This window comes from Microcoleus sp. bin38.metabat.b11b12b14.051, from assembly GCF_013299165.1.
Lineage (GTDB): Bacteria > Cyanobacteriota > Cyanobacteriia > Cyanobacteriales > Microcoleaceae > Microcoleus.
On record NZ_JAAFKD010000016.1, the window covers coordinates 77,774 to 94,786 of the forward strand.

The 17,013-nt window shown below is 46.8% G+C and carries 19 protein-coding genes; 4 read left to right on the plus strand and 15 right to left on the minus strand.

Translation table 11 applies throughout. From position 1 onward, the window contains the following. Positions 1 to 177: 177 nt before the first annotated feature. Positions 178 to 2,325 (minus strand): thioredoxin domain-containing protein, encoded by a 2,148-nt coding sequence (locus QZW47_RS17885; RefSeq protein WP_293129228.1) that lies wholly within the window; start codon positions 2,323 to 2,325, stop codon positions 178 to 180. Positions 2,326 to 2,452: 127 nt separating this feature from the next. Here QZW47_RS17885 and QZW47_RS17890 point away from each other — a divergent pair, with 127 nt between their 5' ends. Together QZW47_RS17890 and QZW47_RS17895 are read left to right on the plus strand one after the other, a co-directional pair. Then, the gene (locus tag QZW47_RS17890; protein WP_293129230.1) at positions 2,453 to 4,048 is read left to right on the plus strand and encodes a PQQ-binding-like beta-propeller repeat protein; all 1,596 of its coding nucleotides are present in this window, start codon (positions 2,453 to 2,455) and stop codon (positions 4,046 to 4,048) included. A gap of 132 nt (positions 4,049 to 4,180) precedes the next feature. Beyond that, entirely contained in the window at positions 4,181 to 4,678 is a 498-nt protein-coding gene (locus QZW47_RS17895; RefSeq protein WP_293129232.1) for a 2TM domain-containing protein, read from the plus strand. 326 nt (positions 4,679 to 5,004) lie between these two features. Here QZW47_RS17895 and QZW47_RS17900 read toward each other — a convergent pair whose 3' ends face one another. The 5 genes from QZW47_RS17900 to QZW47_RS17920 form a co-directional block, all read right to left on the minus strand. Beyond that, positions 5,005 to 5,253 (minus strand): type II toxin-antitoxin system HicA family toxin, encoded by a 249-nt coding sequence (locus tag QZW47_RS17900; protein ID WP_366930896.1) that lies wholly within the window; start codon positions 5,251 to 5,253, stop codon positions 5,005 to 5,007. 1 nt (position 5,254) lies between these two features. After that, the gene (locus tag QZW47_RS17905; RefSeq protein ID WP_293129234.1) at positions 5,255 to 5,461 is read right to left on the minus strand and encodes a type II toxin-antitoxin system HicB family antitoxin; all 207 of its coding nucleotides are present in this window, start codon (positions 5,459 to 5,461) and stop codon (positions 5,255 to 5,257) included. 72 nt (positions 5,462 to 5,533) lie between these two features. Further along, complete coding sequence (locus QZW47_RS17910) at positions 5,534 to 5,902, minus strand: aspartyl protease (protein ID WP_293129236.1); 369 nt, start codon at positions 5,900 to 5,902, stop codon at positions 5,534 to 5,536. After that, positions 5,899 to 6,216, minus strand: a complete 318-nt coding sequence (locus QZW47_RS17915; RefSeq protein WP_293129238.1) for a hypothetical protein — start codon at positions 6,214 to 6,216, stop codon at positions 5,899 to 5,901. Before QZW47_RS17915 ends, QZW47_RS17910 begins: the two co-directional genes overlap by 4 nt. 301 nt (positions 6,217 to 6,517) lie before the next feature. Next, on the minus strand, positions 6,518 to 7,513 hold the full coding sequence (locus QZW47_RS17920) for a CHAD domain-containing protein (RefSeq protein WP_293129370.1): 996 nt from the start codon (positions 7,511 to 7,513) through the stop codon (positions 6,518 to 6,520). Positions 7,514 to 7,654: 141 nt separating this feature from the next. Here QZW47_RS17920 and QZW47_RS17925 point away from each other — a divergent pair, with 141 nt between their 5' ends. After that, the gene (locus QZW47_RS17925; RefSeq protein ID WP_293129240.1) at positions 7,655 to 7,786 is read left to right on the plus strand and encodes a hypothetical protein; all 132 of its coding nucleotides are present in this window, start codon (positions 7,655 to 7,657) and stop codon (positions 7,784 to 7,786) included. 507 nt (positions 7,787 to 8,293) lie between these two features. Here QZW47_RS17925 and petJ read toward each other — a convergent pair. The 8 genes from petJ to QZW47_RS17965 all read right to left on the minus strand — a co-directional run bounded on the left by petJ (position 8,294) and on the right by QZW47_RS17965 (position 13,464). Continuing rightward, positions 8,294 to 8,632, minus strand: a complete 339-nt coding sequence (gene petJ / locus QZW47_RS17930) for a cytochrome c6 PetJ (protein WP_293129242.1) — start codon at positions 8,630 to 8,632, stop codon at positions 8,294 to 8,296. A gap of 126 nt (positions 8,633 to 8,758) precedes the next feature. Further along, on the minus strand, positions 8,759 to 9,259 hold the full coding sequence (gene psbV2 / locus QZW47_RS17935) for a photosystem II cytochrome PsbV2 (RefSeq protein WP_293129244.1): 501 nt from the start codon (positions 9,257 to 9,259) through the stop codon (positions 8,759 to 8,761). A gap of 147 nt (positions 9,260 to 9,406) precedes the next feature. Then, entirely contained in the window at positions 9,407 to 9,895 is a 489-nt protein-coding gene (gene psbV, locus QZW47_RS17940) for a photosystem II cytochrome c-550 (protein WP_293129246.1), read from the minus strand. A 148-nt stretch (positions 9,896 to 10,043) separates the two neighbouring features. Then, positions 10,044 to 10,235, minus strand: a complete 192-nt coding sequence (locus QZW47_RS17945) for a translation initiation factor IF-2 (protein ID WP_293129248.1) — start codon at positions 10,233 to 10,235, stop codon at positions 10,044 to 10,046. Positions 10,236 to 10,708: 473 nt separating this feature from the next. Next, positions 10,709 to 11,662 (minus strand): acetyl-CoA carboxylase, carboxyltransferase subunit beta, encoded by a 954-nt coding sequence (gene accD / locus QZW47_RS17950; protein ID WP_293129250.1) that lies wholly within the window; start codon positions 11,660 to 11,662, stop codon positions 10,709 to 10,711. Positions 11,663 to 11,779: 117 nt separating this feature from the next. Beyond that, positions 11,780 to 11,995, minus strand: coding sequence for a hypothetical protein (locus QZW47_RS17955; protein ID WP_293129252.1), 216 nt, complete (start codon positions 11,993 to 11,995; stop codon positions 11,780 to 11,782). A gap of 73 nt (positions 11,996 to 12,068) precedes the next feature. After that, a complete protein-coding gene (locus tag QZW47_RS17960) occupies positions 12,069 to 12,890 on the minus strand; it encodes an A24 family peptidase (protein ID WP_293129254.1) in 822 nt (273 codons plus the stop codon). Positions 12,891 to 13,203: 313 nt separating this feature from the next. Beyond that, positions 13,204 to 13,464 (minus strand): hypothetical protein, encoded by a 261-nt coding sequence (locus QZW47_RS17965; protein WP_293129255.1) that lies wholly within the window; start codon positions 13,462 to 13,464, stop codon positions 13,204 to 13,206. 88 nt (positions 13,465 to 13,552) lie between these two features. Between QZW47_RS17965 and QZW47_RS17970 the strand changes: the two genes are divergently transcribed. Next, positions 13,553 to 15,127, plus strand: coding sequence for an adenylate/guanylate cyclase domain-containing protein (locus tag QZW47_RS17970; RefSeq protein ID WP_293129257.1), 1,575 nt, complete (start codon positions 13,553 to 13,555; stop codon positions 15,125 to 15,127). A gap of 688 nt (positions 15,128 to 15,815) precedes the next feature. On the opposite strand, the gene QZW47_RS17975 is transcribed toward QZW47_RS17970, so the two are convergent. Continuing rightward, positions 15,816 to 16,880, minus strand: a complete 1,065-nt coding sequence (locus QZW47_RS17975; protein WP_293129259.1) for a tetratricopeptide repeat protein — start codon at positions 16,878 to 16,880, stop codon at positions 15,816 to 15,818. Positions 16,881 to 17,013: the final 133 nt, after the last annotated feature.

A 17,013-nucleotide genomic window follows, 5' to 3' on the forward strand; every position in this document is an offset into this window, starting at 1 on the left:
TGGAAGATTGAGGGGCGCAGATGCAGATGCAGACGGCGGTTGAAACCGCGTCTACACAAACAATGTCCGCCTCCGCGGACTGAATAAAATAACGTAAAACGTAATTTTCACCGCCCGTTCTTCAACCCACGGAGGTGGGTTTTGTTTGTATCGACGCGGTTTCAACCGCCCGGTCTTCTATCCTCGCGTTTGACTTTGCATAATTTCAGCCAACAGCCGCTCTTGACTTTTGGCAGGTTCTTTGCAAGTCAAACACTCGCAAACTAACCCGATCGCACCTTCAGGTAAATCCGCCTCAATCTGACACACAGCAGTCGGATAATACTGCGAAAGCAACCCCGAAATCAGGTCGCCAGAAGTGCGGACTAAAGTACAATGCTGATACCAATCCACAGCCGAAAGCAGACTCGGACAAGCTTGGGGAGTATCTGCGATCATACTGCTGAAAGCTTGCAAAGCTTGTTGGGCGCGATCGAGATATTCTAAATTTGGGCCCAGCAGCGCCAGGCGAACCAAAGAGGCGATCGCAATTCCATTCGCCGCCGGAGTCGCATTATCTATATAACTGCGCTCCCGCACCAACAAATCTGCGCTAACATCCTTAGCCGTATTGTAATAGCCGCCAAATTCCACACTCCACAAAAACTCATCAAACTCATCTTGCACCCGCACAGCTTTTTCCAACCAAAACTGAGAATTTGGTAACTGTTTAGCCTGAGCTCCGTTTGCTAAAGCCAAACTCGCTTGATGCAAATCCAACAAAGCTTTTACAAACAAAGCATAATCCTCCGACTGCGCCGCCACAGCCGATTTACCGTCATAATTCAAGCGCCCAAATCGCCCATCCGTCCACTGATTGTCTAAAATAAAACTAGCAGCATTCGCAGCTAATTCCAGATATTCCAACTTCCCAAAAACCTGCGCCGCCCGCGCCAAACCCGAAATCATTAAACTATTCCAAGCCGCAATCATTTTCGTGTCAGTAACTGCGGGAATTCTCCCGGGCCAACTGTCATTTTTAGCTTCTTGATTGTTGCGGGCTGGCGGAAAAATTTTCACCCGATCGGGTTTGTCGCCGTAGCGCACAGCGAAAAGTTTAGCTAAAGCCGTTTCTACTGTTGCGCTGAGTTTGCCCGGATGGCGGCGCTGCAATACATTCTTGCCTTCAAAATTGCCGCTGCGAGTAACATTAAACTGTTCTTGGATTTCGGCAAATTCCTCCGCCGTTAACAGGTTTTGTAGTTCGGCGTAAGTCCAAACATAAAACGCTCCTTCCTCCGGTTCAGACCCCCCCGTTTCCCCCCCTTGGTAAGGGGGGGTTAAATTTTCTGCCCCCCCTTGGTAAGGGGGGGTTGGGGGGGTAAAGCTATCGGCATCCTGTGCAGCGTAAAAATAGCCTGTCGGCGCAATCATTTCTCGCTTCAACCATTCTACTGTCCCCGCCACCGCAGTTTCAAAAGCCGGTTCTTGGATTCCCGCGCTCCACAAATTAGCTAAATACTCCACAATTTGACCGTTGTCGTAGAGCATTTTTTCAAAGTGGGGGACAGTCCAAGCTGCATCAACCGTGTAGCGGTGAAATCCCCCGGCTGCGTGGTCGTAAATACCGCCTAAGGCTAAGTCTAAGCCGCGCTGAGTGCAGACTTTTTTGCTGTCGTGTTTTGCATCAAAATCAAAGCGAGTTCCCCGCAGTGCTAGCTCAGCATAGGGCATCATCGGAAAACAGGGGCCTGGGTTGCTACCAGCAATAATTCCCGTGTTGAGTTCTAAGCCTTTTTGGAATACTTCGCGATTTAATTCTGCGGTTGAACCTGTCAGCATCGCCGACTGTTGCAGGTTGTCTAAAATCTCTCCTTTAAAAGCTTGCAATTTGCGCTTTTCTGTGTCGTAAAAACGGCGAATTGATTGCAAAACTTCTAAAAAACCTGGTCTTCCGTAGCGCGGATTTACGGGAAAGTAAGTGCCGCCGTAGAATGGTATTCGCTCGTCGGGAGTGAGAAAAATGTTGAGCGGCCAACCGCCTTGGCCTGTCATCATTTGCAAAGCTTGCATATAAATGCTGTCGATGTCCGGGCGTTCTTCGCGATCGACTTTTATAGGTATAAACTGCGAATTCATGTATTGGGCGATCGCGCGATCGGAAAATGCTTCTCCTTCCATCACCGTACACCAGTGGCAGCTAGAATAGCCGATCGACAGGAAAATCGGCTTATTTTGGCTTTCGGCCGTTGCTAAGGCTTCATCGCACCAGGCCCACCAGTCGATCGGGTTTTCGGCGTGTTTCCGCAGGTACAGGCTTTGGGATTGAGCAAGACGGTTGACCATAATCAAATATAATTTAACTCGTACTGAGTCAGCTTTTCAGTTCTTTAGCAGTTTAGCGCGATCTGTTTTAGTTGAGTTGTTGGCGACAATCATGTTTTAATATTACCACTGATTATCTCAATATAAAATGAGTTTATTATCCCGGAGAATCTTCAATATACGGCTCGGACAATTTTTGTTAAGTGCCGCAGTTCCTCCTGCCATTCTCAAACAGTGTCAACCCGAACCATCGAAGCAAGCAGAACCAGCGATCCAACCTGCATTAAAAACTAATATTAACAAAGTTCCGACCAAAAAAGTAGTTCCCGAAGTAGAATTATTTGTACCAACTTTTTTAGGCAACGACCAGCGCCGATTCTACGGTCGAGGCGTCCCAAAAGGCTTGAAATTAATCAACAAATTTGAGCTGGGAAGCGGCCGAACTTTTCTGGGAAGACAATCGCAAATTTGGAGTGGCGCAGGTTGGACTGGACAGCCAACAATTACCCGAGATCGAGACAAAACTTATTTAATCATAGGTTCTTTCGACCACTATTTGCACAAAATAGACATGGCGACGAATAAAGAAGTTTGGCGCTATGAATTTGATGATATAATTAAAGGAAGTTCCACAATTTATATTGACAAAACAGCCAACGCCGAAAACCGAATTGTGATTTTGCAAGGCAGCCGCAGCGGCGGTGGTGGCAAAAATGTTGTGCCGAGTTTTAGGGCAGTGTCTTTTAGAACTGGCAAGGAACTGTGGAAGTTGGACATCAGGAGAACGCCCAGCTACAGTCAGGATAACGATAGCAGTGCTTTGTATCTGGGCGATGGCGTTTTGTTCAATGCGGGGGAAAATGCGATCGGCTATTTTCTCAATAGTTCTGCCAGCAAAGCTAAAGTTAAACAAGGAATCAAGCAACCGCAGATATTGTCAGAAGTCAAGCTGTACGAGCCGGGAGATATCAGCAAGCACGGCGGCAACTTGGTAGCAGAATCATCACCATCTCGGCTCAAAGATAGATTATATATCTCTGCTGGCTCCGGTCATATTTATGGCATTAGTATTAAAACAAAAAAGATAGTCTGGGATTTCAAGACTGGTTCAGATATTGATGGAAGTGCTGTAATTTCCAAATCTGGGAAACTGTTTTGTGCGATAGAAAAACAATACATTGCGGGTAACGGCGGAGTCCTTAAACTAAATCCAAACAAAGAACCGAATGCCAGCGTCGAATGGTTTTTACCTACTGGAAATCGCCGACTTTCTAGTTGGGAAGGCGGGATAATCGGCTCTGTAGCGCTCAATGACGAGTACAATCCTGGGGGTTTTCCAGCGTTATTTGCCACAAATGCGATCGATGGCAATTTGTACATCGGTTCCCAAGATGCAGTTACGGGCAAAAAGAATTTTGTACCTTGGCGAAATCAGTCTTACGAAACTCCGGTAATCGTATTTAAAAAAGAGATTGGCTCTTCAATTTCTACTCCAATATTTACCGATGGCAATAAACTAATCAGTGCGGGATACAACGGTGTTTATTTGTTCGAGTTGAAGTGGGAACGAGCCAAGTCTGGGGATAAGAATGCTTTGAAAAATGCTCAAGGCGAGTTTTACCGTTTGAAAGTAAAAGAATCCGCAAGATTTAAACCGGGTTTATCGTTTGAAGCGACGCCTGTTGTGTGGGACGGAATTGTGAGGATTTGCGCGAGAGATGGGTGGATGTATACTTTAGGTTAAAATCAAGGTTTGTAGTGAGGACTTTAGTCCGCATTCTCCGGGTGTTGAAATCCGCCAATGCCACCACCTGCCGTTTAACACCGCTTATCTCTATCATAGAAAGGATGTCAGCAATTATAGGAAACTTGTTATATGGCGACCAATGACAGTCAAATAAGTCAAATTTACGGTTCAGAGGATGCTCAAGGTATATTACAGCTTGCGATCGCCCGGCGACAAGATGAAGGCGAACTTTCCCGAGTCCAGCTTTTCGAGATTGCAGCAGAATTGGGCATTTCCGAACAGGATATCGTGGCGGCGGAACAGCAATGGTTAGCCACTAGAGGGGAATTTCAAGAAAAACTGGTTTTTAACACTTACCGTCGCGGCAAATTGCAGAAAAACTTGACAAAGTACGGCATTATCAATACTTTTTTAGTTTTGTTTAATCTAGCAGGATCGCACGAGCTTTCTTGGTCGCTGTTCATTGTATTAACGTGGGGATTGGGATTGTCGCTGAATGCTTGGAATGTTTATCAAAGTGAAGGGGAAGAGTACGAACAAGCGTTTCAGCGGTGGCGTTTGAAGAAACAGGTAGGACAGTCAATCGGTACTGCGACGGATAAGTTTGTGAAGTGGTTGCAGTCGTGATTTTTACTTATTTGTAGGGTGCGCGGCGCGCACCTTAATACTAACCTCATAACTCTGATTTTTCGCCGATATGAGTACATTGTACCATGCGTAAAAAATTGTTGCTACCATTAACCATATATAAATTATCTGTCATAATCATAAATTGCCGGATACTCAAGGTGCCTTCTCCCTACAGATAAAAACCTCTGATTTATTTTTTGTATCCAGGTTTTTTTCCCTTGGTATTACGATATTTATTGGCTCTTACTCTTACTATTTTTAACCTGAATCCTTACCGTTTTCTGCCCTATTATCTCTCCTTGGGTAACTGTTCAAATTACCCTCTACAGATTATTCAAAAAATCTTCCACTGAAATCCCAGCTTGATTTAAAATGCTTCCAAGAGTTCCAACTGCCAAAGTTTTTCGCTGTACCGGCACAACACACCCTACTTCGATCGCCCCTTGCGGATTTTCCGGATCGTCTACAAGTATTTGTTTCTTCAAAATAACGTGACTTCCCCGCTGGCGAACCCGGACAAACCCTAAGCGTTCTAAAGCACGGATAGTTTCTGCACTACAGACTCTGGGCAGTCTAGGCGCTCAACACCTCAAATGTTGTTAGTAAACGCGGGGAAGTTTTAGGTAAAGAGAGTTCCTCTAAATAGAGTTCTGTTGCTTCTTTCAGATTGGCGATCGCTTCTTCAATTGTTTCACCCTGGCTGGCAGTTCCCACTTCAGGACATTCTGCCACATAAACATCTTCTTCCCAATAAACGATTGCTGTAAAGATACGAGGCATATTTTTGGCAATACCTACTTAGTTCTCACTCTAATCCTGATTTTAGCACATCGGGCGATCGCACTTCTGTCTCTACCCCAGCGTCAACACTCCCGTCCCAAAATTAACAGCCAACGGTAGCAGTTTCAACCACTGCAAACCCAGAATAGATTCAGGAATTCCATCCCCTACCAACACAGGAATTACATACTCCTCTCCATCGACTACAGCTTTTCCCTCATAAATATCAAAATACTCCTCACCCCGCGCCGTCAGCATCAGTCGTTCACTTTCAATCATCACCCACCCCAAACTCAGACAATCTTGAGTATCCAGGGCCAACCAACCCGTTGTAAATCCAGTATCTAATAACACTTCAATAGGAAATGTTTCGCCATCAGCAGCAACTAAATCAATTTCAAAAAATAGCTCCCCAATCTCCCCGAACCTGCCATCAATCATAAAGTACCGCAAGCCCCAGTCTCATTGATGCGGTGAATGCCAATTATCCCGCGTGGGTACTTTTCACGAGCTTTTTGAACTGCAATTGCTTCATCAGAATCGATGAAATAGTCGCCACTGTTTGCCTCAATAACTATAAACCAGTTGTAATGCTCATCTATTAGTTCAAGGCTAACCCTTGCAAAAACTTCTCGATAACGCTGACAGCGGGCATCTTTTTCAGCTTTCCGTCTGGCTAACTCCTCTGGCGGTATCGTAAATTCAGGAAATAACCTGCCTCGACGGCGAGGGCGACTTGATGTTGTTTGAGTCATGGCTATAATTCTCTATTCAACTATCTGCAAGTATATCGTGAGTCTTGACTGCGAAAGTGCGATCGCCCTTTGTTAAGAAGACAGGGCGGTTGAAACCGCGTCTATACAGACACTCACGCGCGACTCGACTTCGCTCGCCGAACACCTCCGCCGGTTGAAAAACGGGCCATGAAAATTACGTTATTCTCTTGAGTCGGCGTCCGGCGGACATTGTTTCTGTAGACGCGGTTTCAACCGCCGTCTGATCTACACCATTCTCTTGAGTCGGCGTCCGGCGGACATTGTTTGTGTAGACGCGGTTTCAACCGCCGTCTACCTCTACAGGATTAATTAAAGTCGATCGCAAACCTTCTCGAACTTCCGACTTTAAATACTTGTGCTGCAAAACCTGCCATTTTTGCCAAGCTGCGTAGCGATTCTCTACCAACAAACCAGCAAGTTTCGGCAACTCTTTGGTCAAATTGCGATCGACAAAATCTGTCAAAAACTCCCCTAAAACTTCACTGTCTTGAATATCGCCCAAACATTCCTGAATAGCTTTCACATCTTCGACATAAGCTTCATAAGCCGGGCCGTAAAAATCGCCAAATAGATTCATCAAATAGCGAACCCGCTTAGCTTGCTTCCGCAAATCGTGCAGAATTGTTCCCTCTGCTGCTAGCTTCTCTTCCACAGCCTCAGCAGTCAAATCATCAGCAACTTTAACTTTGCCATCCTCGTATTCGGTGCCCAGCAGCCAAGCCGGATGCAGGAAAAATTCGCTGACTTGAGGTAACAGCAAATCCGGCAAAACCTCAGCAATTGGCAAATGTTCGATCGCCCGAAACTCTGGTTTATCGAGCCAATCCTCGATCGACTGTTTCAGCGACTGGTAACTTTTGCGATCCAAAACAGCCCTTACCGCTTTCAAAGCCCGACGGCGCTGTTTGAGCAAATGCAACAAAGCCTCATCCAAAACTTCCTGTTCCTGGGCTGGCAAATTCGGGTAATACTGGTTTTGGAGAGTTGCGAGCATCACATCCAAATCCCTGAGGGTTCCCAGAATCCGCCCCACCTTACCAATTTTGCGTTCAGAAGCCTCTTTTGGCAAGTCTAGAACCCGAGCAAAACCCGTTACAGCCGATCGCAAACGTCGCATTCCGACTCGCATTTGGTGAAGTTCTTCCGCGTCTTTGTCTTTGAGAACTTCATCCTCGTGCGCTACTGTTTTGTGGTAATATTTCTCGATCGCACTTGAGGCTGCGTCTCCGAGGGTTTTAACTTTAGTTTTAACTTTTGCTGGTGTTTTGACGTTCATGGTAGATGTAGAGTCCAATGAAAGCGATCGACTTTTATTTTGATTTCCAGGTTTTTCTAATAAGGTGTTATATCCTAGCACACACTTTTGATTCACGAACCGCTGTCTTAATAAATCTTAATATAAAATAATTGACAATTTATGCAAAGTCAGCATTTAGTAATTAATATCCTGTGCGATCGATTAACCGCACGCGCGATCCGGTTCGTAGTGCGGACTTCAGTCCGCATCCAGGGAGCGGACTTCAGTCCGCACTACGAACCGTTTTTGTGATTGTAATTCAACGAATATGACTTAACTAGCGATCGCGCCCTGATTTCAGAAACCCGGTTTCTTCAGATATTGCTCGTTGAGCGTCGCAATTTTTGCTCAGAAACCGGGTTTGTTATCCCCATGTTACTTGCGACATCAGAAACCCGGTTTCTTGAGATATTGCTCGTTGATCATCGGAATTCTTGCTCAGAAACCGGGTTTCTTGTCCCCATGCGTAGGTACTGTTAATGTCCTGCGCTTGACAATTTATAAAAAATCTTCAATCTAAAAAATCTCAAAAATCTTCAATCTAAAAAATCTAAAATCTAAAATCTAAAATCTAAAATAGAATATCCCTCCCTCGCTCTTGGGCTGATAAACATCGGATTTTTGGCGCGCTTGCCTAAAGGGGTGAAGAGCGCTGCAAACCGACATTTATTTACCCAAGAGAAAGAGAGGGTGCGATCGGGAAGACAAGTTTTAAATTAAATCAAGTCTGCCCAGTTTGTCCGACTTCAAAGAGGCAGTTTAGCCTTTCCAGTCTTTCTCAGATTGTTCGAGCACGTAGGTTGCTACATCCTCGATTTGTTCGGGCTTCAAGCGAGTGCCGAAAGCAGGCATAGCATTTTTGCCCTTAGTTACCTGAGTAGTAATAGCCTCGATAGAATTCATGCCGTACTTCTCAAGAGCACCTTTTTTCAAGGTTTTCATCGCCATAACGACGTTGCCGCCACCGATGTGACAAGCAGAACAGTTGGCGCTAAAGAGTTTAGCCCCTTTAGCAGCATCTCCAGCGAGTGCAGGGCGGCCGAAGCCTACAGTCAAAATTGCGATCGCTAACAGGGCGATCGATAAGAGTCTTTTCAACACAGTTCTCCTCTAATGGACACGCTAAGGGTGATTCTTTAGATATTTTACCTGTTAAAACAGGCGCGATCGCGACTGCGCGATTGCCTTCTTCCGAATAATTTACCACTTTTTGGCAGTGGCAGTTCAACTCTCAAAATTATCCACGCCCCAGCCCGGAGCTTTCTGAGCAGCCCGAAGCACAAAGGCAGCCAAATTTTCAATCTCTGTCTGCCGCATCCAGCTTTCTGGCACTTGGCGGCACCAGAAAGTCTCCTCGCTGCCGTCATAAGTCATCGGTTCCCTCAGGTAGGACACCAGACTATTGATGGTGGTGCGCGGAGGCGTTGCCCCTTCCAGAGCAGTCAAAGACAAAGAAATAGTCGGATCTGGCAAAGTCGCTCCCCCAACATGACAGTTGAGGCAGTTTTGCTCGAACAACCGCTTCCCTGCGGACAAATCCTCAGCGGAAAAGAGCCGAGTCTGTCCCTGTGCGTCCAATTCTAGCGGTACAGGTTCGCTAACTTTCAAATAGCGAGTTACATAAGAATCGGCAGCAGCCAAAACAGGTTGAGGTGCCACCAGTACCAGCGGCAAAACAATTAAAATTCCTAACAGAAAGCAGACAAAAACACCACTACGGAGCATGAGGGACTACAACCTTTTGCGATCGTCAATAAGTAAAAGGTAAATTTTAGATTTCAGATTTTAGAATGCAAAACGACCAGCTAGCAATCCTTGCCAAAGCCCAGCCTTCTCCCAATCCAAAATCCAAAATCTAAAATTTAAAATGGATTAGCGAGCGCCTTTACCGCCAGCCCACTGGGTGCCGACAATTTTCGGCTGCAACAAAATGTGACCGCCAATCGCGTACAAATCCTCATCCGAGAGATTTCTCATCTCAGCGAAAATATCCGCGCTCTTTATGCTCGGATGCAGCTCGGAAATTTCTTCAAAGCCGTCATAAGTCGTGGGATTTTTCATATAATCAACCAGCGACTCAATATTATTGCGGGGCGGGTTTGCTAAAGCCAGAGTTTCGGGACTCAAATTCACGTTCGGGTCAGTTTTAGTCATTCCCGCACCGTGACATTGAGCGCAAGTCGAGTTAAACAGGCGTTTGCCTTGCTGGACTTGTTTGAGGCTCAGCACCACGGGAGTACCCTTCTCATCTAAAGTCACAGTGCGAAGTTCGGGACTCAGTTCTACAGCCATGGCGCTGCTGACAAATAACTGAAATGTCAACAATACAGCGGTCAGAGCAATGAAATATCTTTTAAGCATGGTTCTCCTTAAAAAAATCAGGCAAATTATTGAACGCTAAGAGATTGTAACTGGCAAACAGATTTCTGTTCAAAATTCCTTTATTGTGCGACAACTGGCGAAAGTTTGTGCAGCATACCTTTAAAGGTAGAGGAATTTTGCGATCGAGCTAATCTGCAACCCGTTTTGAGTCGCGCCTTTTTTCGAGAGCGGACATAATTGCCTTAACATCTTCCAAAGCCAAACGGGTTTGAGGATGCTTGTAGGCAATTTCCAACTCGTCACACAAGCGGAGCACGTCTTCAACAGGGACGTTGAAGTCTTCTGCTATTTCGGCGATGGATAGGTCTGCAAAACCCATAATTTTTAGGTCGCTGACTGGTCAAAATTGAGTTGACGGCTATTGAATGAAAGGTGGACAATTTAACCAAGCGCTGTTAGCTGCTATGTGTTAGTTTGTTCTGAGATGAAAGTGCGATCGCCAGCTAACTAACCGCTAACTACCACTAAGCATTTTTGCTCACCTAAACTTCACAGCCTATAAACTTCCAACCAATATCATCCCATTGCCGCGTCTTTATTATCAATAGGACTTGGGCGCCCGGGCTAAAAACCCAGTATCTGCCTGCATTTCTCCCTAGCAAACTTTATATTTTTCGTAGCAACCAGCGGTTTTTTGGTAATTTTCCCACAAAAATTTCGTTTCAGGCGGACTCACCAACAGACAATCAGGGGATTTTAGATTTGAGATTTACTCCACAGATGCAATCTGGGGCTTAAACACGAGTCTCAAATTTTGAGTGTTCCACCACAAAATGCCCCGCGCGCAGCAGCTTAGGGAGAAAGCTTGAAAGCGTGAGTCTGGGCGGGGACAGCGTGGTGGCTGTCGCTAGCATTTTCGGCGGGGAATTCCGAACTTGCCAATAAAGGCTGGGGCTGGTGGAGGCTGATGAGTCCAGCGAGAGTTTTCTTTAATTGAGTCCGGACTACGATCAAGTCTACAAAACCGTGGGCGAACGAATATTCGGAAGTTTGATAATTTTCCGGCAGCTTTTCCCGCAGAGTTTGCTCGATTACCCGGCCGCCCGTAAAAGCTACAGTAGCTTTTGGCTCTGCAATTATAATGTCTCCCAGCATGGCAAAACTTGCGGTGACGCCGCCGGTAGTCGGGTGGGTCAAAATCGGGATATAAAGCAGTCTCGCTTCCCGATGGCGCTCCAGAGCCCCGGAAATTTTAGCCATTTGCATCAGGCTGAGCATTCCTTCCTGCATTCTCGCACCGCCGGAAGCGCAGACAATGATCACCGGTAAGCGTTCCCGTGTGGCTTGTTCGATGAGGCGAGTCAGCTTTTCTCCGACAACTGAGCCCATGCTGCCGCCGATGAACTGAAATTCCATCACTCCTAGGGCGACGGGCAAATTTTCGAGTTTGCCGATGCCTGTTTCTACCGCGTCTAAATGCCCCGTTTTTTCTTGAAATTCTCGCAGCCGATCGCTATATTTTTTGCGATCGCGAAATTTTAGCGGATCGGTGGCGTGCAGTCCTTCGTTAATCGGCATCCAGGTATTGGCATCGATTAACTGCTCGATGCGATCGTCGCTGTAAACTCTGATATGATGCCCGCATTCCAAGCAAACCATTTGATTTGCTCGCAGGTCTTTGGTATAGCTGAGGGCATCGCAAGCTGTGCATTTATTCCAAAGTCCGTCCGCGATTTCTCGTTCCGGTCGTTCTTGGGAATTCGGTACTGATTTTCGTCGATTTGCAAACCAATCAAATAGAGACATTAAAACTTGCTAATTGTTAACTGTTGACTGTTGACTGTTGACTGTTGACTGTTGACTGTTGGCTGTTGTTGGCAACCAATAACCAATAACCAATAACTAATAACCAATAACCAATAACTACTGACTATTATCCTCTTCAATGGGACTGATGAGGAGCGATGCAGTTCGCTGATGTTCTGGTAGAACTTGCAGGGCTGTAGCACTTCCTGCTCCTAAATAAGATGCTATACCCAAGTCTACAATTCGGGCCGGGATTTGATGAGCCGCCAGGAGCTGCTGCATTAATTCGGCTTCCCAGCGAAAGCTAGTGGTTTTAAGTGTAATCCAAGACACAGATAATTTTACCAATTTTAGGAACCGATATTATTATGTTCGATCGCGCGCGACTACCTGCCGATCGCCAACTCTAATTTGGGAAAAGCCACTGCCAGTAAATAGATAGGATCGCTTCGCCCCACAAAGCCGTAATTGCTGCACCCGTCGCCAGAAACGGGCCGAAGGGCATCGGTTGACGCCTCCCAATCCATCCAGCGGCGATCGCCCCGCCGCCCACAAAAGCCCCGCCGACACAGGCGATAAATCCCGCTAGCAACAGGTATTTCCAGCCCAGCCAAGCCCCCATCAAGGCGGCTAATTTGGTATCACCCGCACCCATAGCATTCTGCCCGAAGCCGATCGATCCTGCAAGGGCGATCGCGTCAAACAGCCACAATCCGACAACTGCTCCCAAAATTCCATCTAGTACAAGATAGTGCACCGAGTCGATCGGGTTGACAGTCGGCCAGCAACCTTTGGCGATTTGGAAAACCAATCCGAGTACCAAGCCCGATCGAGTCAAAGAATTAGGCAGAGTCATTGTATCGCAATCAATCAAAGACAAAGCCAACAGCCAGCTAAAAAAAGCCCAAAACCCCACCGTTTGCACACTGGGCCCAAACCGCCAGAAGATCAGCAAAAACAGGAAACCCGTAGCTGCTTCCACCAGCGGGTAGCGGGCAGAAATCCGACTGCGGCAGTGATTGCAGCGTCCCCGTAGCCACAGCCAGCCGAACACGGGTATATTTTCGTAAGTTCTGAGTTGATTTAAACATTTGGGACAGCGAGATGGTGGGTGGATCACTGACAAACCCGCCGGCAACCGATAGACTACCACGTTGAGAAAGCTGCCGATCGCCGAGCCGAATACAAACACAATCGCGGTGACAAGGAGATTAAATATAGTTTCCATTAAGTTCTCTGTTGATTCTTGAATTAGGTGAGCTTTTGTTTTTTAGTTGTGATATTTTTAACTTAAAATATTGATTTTATGCTTGCGGTTTAACTCCAACTTTTGGGATGAAAGATGCGGACTAAAGTCCTCACTACGAACCTGAATGAAAGATGCGGACTAAAGTCCTCACTACGAACCTTTTTTTTATAGTTTATTTATTTATGTATTTATGTTGGTGATTAGTAACAAATCACCAACAGTCAACAGTCAACAGTCAACAGTCAACAGTCAACAGTCAACAGTCAACGGTCAACTGTCAACAGTCAACTGTCTAATACATTTGAGATTCAATTTCGTCAAAAGTAACAAAACGTTCACCGGGCAATAAAACGGGATGCGAAGCAAAAATTAGCTGACCTCGATCGCTTCCTTGACTGACAACTACACCAGCAGGACGCTGCATCTGTTCGGAATGAACTTTTAGATACATACCATAAGCCGATCGAGCTGCTCGGATCAAATCGGGAGCCAGCAAGCTTTGAGTTTCGGAAGTTGTTATCGTGGGTTCTGGGTGGGGCTGGTATCGGGTCACTGGAAACTTATGATAATGGTATGGGTCTAGCTGTTGGTGTTAGCTCTAGATCGATCGAACAAACCTTATTTTTTTAAGAACAGACAAGGTGGAAATTAATACATTAACGTACAATCCTCCCTTGGCCGCGATCGAACTGCGACTGCGAGCGCTCCTTTCGGCTGAACTTTACGCGAGTGCGTGGGTAGATTCCTCCCCAGCCACGCTAATGGCGGTTTTCGAGCACCTCCGAACTCTGCGCTACATCCTCCACGACTACCTGCCCAGGCCCGTATCCGAATCTCCGCCCAATCCGGGGGAGGTACGCTATAAGTGGCAAACAGGCACTTTGTTGTTTACAGATTTAGCGGGGTTTACGTCGCTGTTGGAAGCGAACGCAGCCCAGGGGCGCAAGGGCGCTGAAACGCTATTGCGGGTAATTAACGACTATTTTGCCTCGATGATTGAAATTGTCAGCAAATCCGGGGGCGATTTGCTGGAGTTTACCGGAGACGCGCTGCTGGTGCAGTTTCTAGCTGGGAAGCACGAACAGGATACAGCTAGGGCGGTGCGTGCGGGTTTGCGGATGCAGCGGGCGATGGCTAAATTTGCCAATATCGAAACGGCGCGGGGTGTTTTGTCTTTGAGGATGCGGGTGGGCATTCACTGCGGGCGCTACATTAGTGCGGATATCGGCACGCCGCTGCGGATGGTTCACGTACTGCTGGGCGATTCAGTCCAGCAAGCGAAGCAAGCTGAGGGTTCAGGGACGGTGGGGCGGGTGTGTTTGACAGAAACTGCTAGTTCGTCTTTGGGACAGCAATTTTGTTTTGAACCTGGGAAACCGGGTTATGTGTTGGTGGCTGATGATTTTACTGACGATCGCCTCGGAGAGTACGATATTACTTTGACTGGGCGGCGGATGCCGAGTTCGGTATTGCTCGATCGTAGCGTTTCGGGTTTGGTAAGCGAAATCGGGGAAGCGGTGAAGCGGGTGGAACCCCTTGCTAGTTACATTCCCCAAACCATCCTGAGACTGCTGGTTGAAAATGCCGACAGGCGAAAAATCCCACCAGATTTTCCCGAACCGACGGTAATGTTTGTCAACTTGATCGGTTTACCAAAGCTGGTAGAAAAAGCAACGCCAACCGAAGAAGCTAACCTGGTACTCGGCTGTTCTCGGGTGTTTGCGTTAATTGAGGCTGTGGTGTCGGCGAAAGGAGGCGTGCTGCAAAAAGTAACGGCACACTTGGATGGTTCGGATATGCTGATTTATTTTGGCGTACCAGACGTTCACACCGACGATCCCAGCCGCGCGGCGAGTGCGGCGATTGTGATCCGGGATCTGATTGCCGGTTTGCGTCCGATCGCCATCGGCGGTCAAAATGTGAAAGTAACTTGTCAAATTGGGCTGTCCCTGGGGCCGGTGTTTGCTGCTGAGGTTGGGGAACCGCGAGGGCGCAGGGAGTTTAATATTCTCGGAGATACGGTGAATACGGCCGCTCGCTTGATGACCGAGGCGGGGGAAAACGAAATTTTGATCGGTGAAACGGTGTTTGAGTCGATCGCGCTAAACTTCGATTGCGAGGCTTTGGGAGCTGTTTCTCTCAAGGGCAAATCTGCTCTGACTCCGGTTTTTACTTTGCACAATTCAAAGCTGGAGAGGGGAAAAGGCAGCGTTTAAATAAATTTGCTGGGTAGCAGTCCCGCTGAAACCAGGGATTTATGGAAAACTCACAACTGACGAGTTTTCCACCTTCTGTAAACTGTGCCTATGACAGATTCAATTGTAACGTCGGGTCGATCGGGCAGATGAAATGTTACATAAAGCGTCGCGTGCTTATCCCTGACGATTCCTGAAATCACTTTTAAACCCGCTCCATCACTCCACTGATTGCAGCCCCAACTTTGTAGCCAATCCGAATTCCAAAGAACCGACCGTTTGGATTATTTTTTTGCAACTCCCGTACTGATTATCAACCTATTTTCTCTACGGCGCAATCACCTGTTTCGATATTAGTGATGACCATTTTACCGATATTATCTTCCAATACAGTTCACTTAAGAAATAACAACATGGAAAACCGATGATAAATAGACATTGCGATTGCTTCGTTCCTCGCAATGACCATCTTAAGTAAACCGTATGGTATTATCTTCTAGGTCTAGTTTTTGACTAATTTGGTCATCATAGAGTTTTTCTGCACGCCTCGCAACTTCTGCGCTTCCCAGCATAATTGAGCTTTGCATATTCCACCCTTTCGATCGCAATATTAATCAAATTCTAGCCTCATGAAGGATTTTTAGCAGTAAAGGATGCCAACACTGACAGATTGCTGCCAAAATGTTGCCAAAGTCGATCGGCATAACTATTATGACGGCGGCACCTGACCGGAAGACAATCGTTTAATTCCCTCCATCGCCGTAGTTTCTCCAGTTTTATCGCCACCGTCGCGAGCTATTTTCAAAGCTCGCTCGTAGGATTCGAGAGCTTTGGGAGATTGACGAAGACTTTCGTAAATCGCGCCCATATTGTTGAGCAAGCGTCCGATACTTGTTTGGTCGCCGATGGCTTCAAACATCGGTATTGCTTGCTGAAAATAGATTAGCGCTTGAGTATCTTTGCCTTGTTTGCGACAGGTAAGTGCCATGTTGTTAAGCAGGCGGGCGACGCCGGCCCTGTCTCCGATTTCCCGGCGAATTGCTAAAGCTTGATGGTAAAATTCCATCGCTCGGTTAAAGTCGCCGATGTTGTAATAGACGCCGCCCATATTATTGAGAGTACGCCCTAAATCGCGCCGATCGCCCTCTTTAGTCCGAATCGTCCGCGCTTGTTGGTAAAATTCGATCGCCTTAGCATAATTTACTTGTTCTGCGTACACCGCCGCGATGTTGTGAAAAGATTCTGCGATTGCAATTTGGTCCTTGGCAGTTTTGGCGAGATCCAAAGCTTCTTGGTGCAGTTTCATCGCTTCGGCAAAATTGTCTTCAACGCGGTTGACAAAACCGATGAGATTGAGAGTGCGCGCGATGCGGGGCCCTTCGCCGATTTCGCGGTGAATGACTAAAGCTTGCCGCAAAACTTCCAAAGCTTTCGGGCGCAAACCCATTTCGGTGTAAACTTCCCCGATATTGTTGAGGGTTTCTCCGATTCCTGGTTTGTCGCCTAATTGCTTGCGAATTGCCAAAACTTGCTCAAAAGTCTGGATGGCCTCTCGAAACAAACCCTCCCGGTGCTGTTTTACTCCTGTTTCCAAGAGTTTGTCTGCTTGGGTTTTGGGGTCTGTTGCTTGGGCGCGATCGCTCGATCGAGCCTGCCTTGGATTTATAATAGGGGCAAATGCCCGAGCATCAGAGATTACCAGCAAGCTGAGTGCGGGCGATACAACAATACTTATAGCTGCGAGATAACTGAAGTGGTAAGAGCGGCAGTACACCGATCGAGTCCTCCAATAGCCAAGTTATAACTATTAAGATAAAGCTTTTTGGGCGGTTCCTGCCAATTTTTTGCTCGCTCGCTGGCTTCAGATACCGGTTTCAACAAAGAATGTTAGTGTAGTCAAGCTGCAA

Bases quoted from the DNA above. Each gene is read 5' to 3' on its own strand.
- QZW47_RS17885 (WP_293129228.1), bottom strand. From the start codon at position 2,325: ATGGTCAACCGTCTTGCTCAATCCCAAAGCCTGTACCTGCGGAAACAC.
- QZW47_RS17890 (WP_293129230.1), top strand. From the start codon at position 2,453: ATGAGTTTATTATCCCGGAGAATCTTCAATATACGGCTCGGACAATTT.
- QZW47_RS17895 (WP_293129232.1), top strand. From the start codon at position 4,181: ATGGCGACCAATGACAGTCAAATAAGTCAAATTTACGGTTCAGAGGAT.
- QZW47_RS17905 (WP_293129234.1), bottom strand. From the start codon at position 5,461: ATGCCTCGTATCTTTACAGCAATCGTTTATTGGGAAGAAGATGTTTAT.
- QZW47_RS17910 (WP_293129236.1), bottom strand. From the start codon at position 5,902: ATGATTGATGGCAGGTTCGGGGAGATTGGGGAGCTATTTTTTGAAATT.
- QZW47_RS17915 (WP_293129238.1), bottom strand. From the start codon at position 6,216: ATGACTCAAACAACATCAAGTCGCCCTCGCCGTCGAGGCAGGTTATTT.
- QZW47_RS17920 (WP_293129370.1), bottom strand. From the start codon at position 7,513: ATGAACGTCAAAACACCAGCAAAAGTTAAAACTAAAGTTAAAACCCTC.
- QZW47_RS17925 (WP_293129240.1), top strand. From the start codon at position 7,655: ATGCAAAGTCAGCATTTAGTAATTAATATCCTGTGCGATCGATTAACC.
- psbV2 (WP_293129244.1), bottom strand. From the start codon at position 9,259: ATGCTCCGTAGTGGTGTTTTTGTCTGCTTTCTGTTAGGAATTTTAATT.
- psbV (WP_293129246.1), bottom strand. From the start codon at position 9,895: ATGCTTAAAAGATATTTCATTGCTCTGACCGCTGTATTGTTGACATTT.
- QZW47_RS17945 (WP_293129248.1), bottom strand. From the start codon at position 10,235: ATGGGTTTTGCAGACCTATCCATCGCCGAAATAGCAGAAGACTTCAAC.
- accD (WP_293129250.1), bottom strand. From the start codon at position 11,662: ATGTCTCTATTTGATTGGTTTGCAAATCGACGAAAATCAGTACCGAAT.
- QZW47_RS17960 (WP_293129254.1), bottom strand. From the start codon at position 12,890: ATGGAAACTATATTTAATCTCCTTGTCACCGCGATTGTGTTTGTATTC.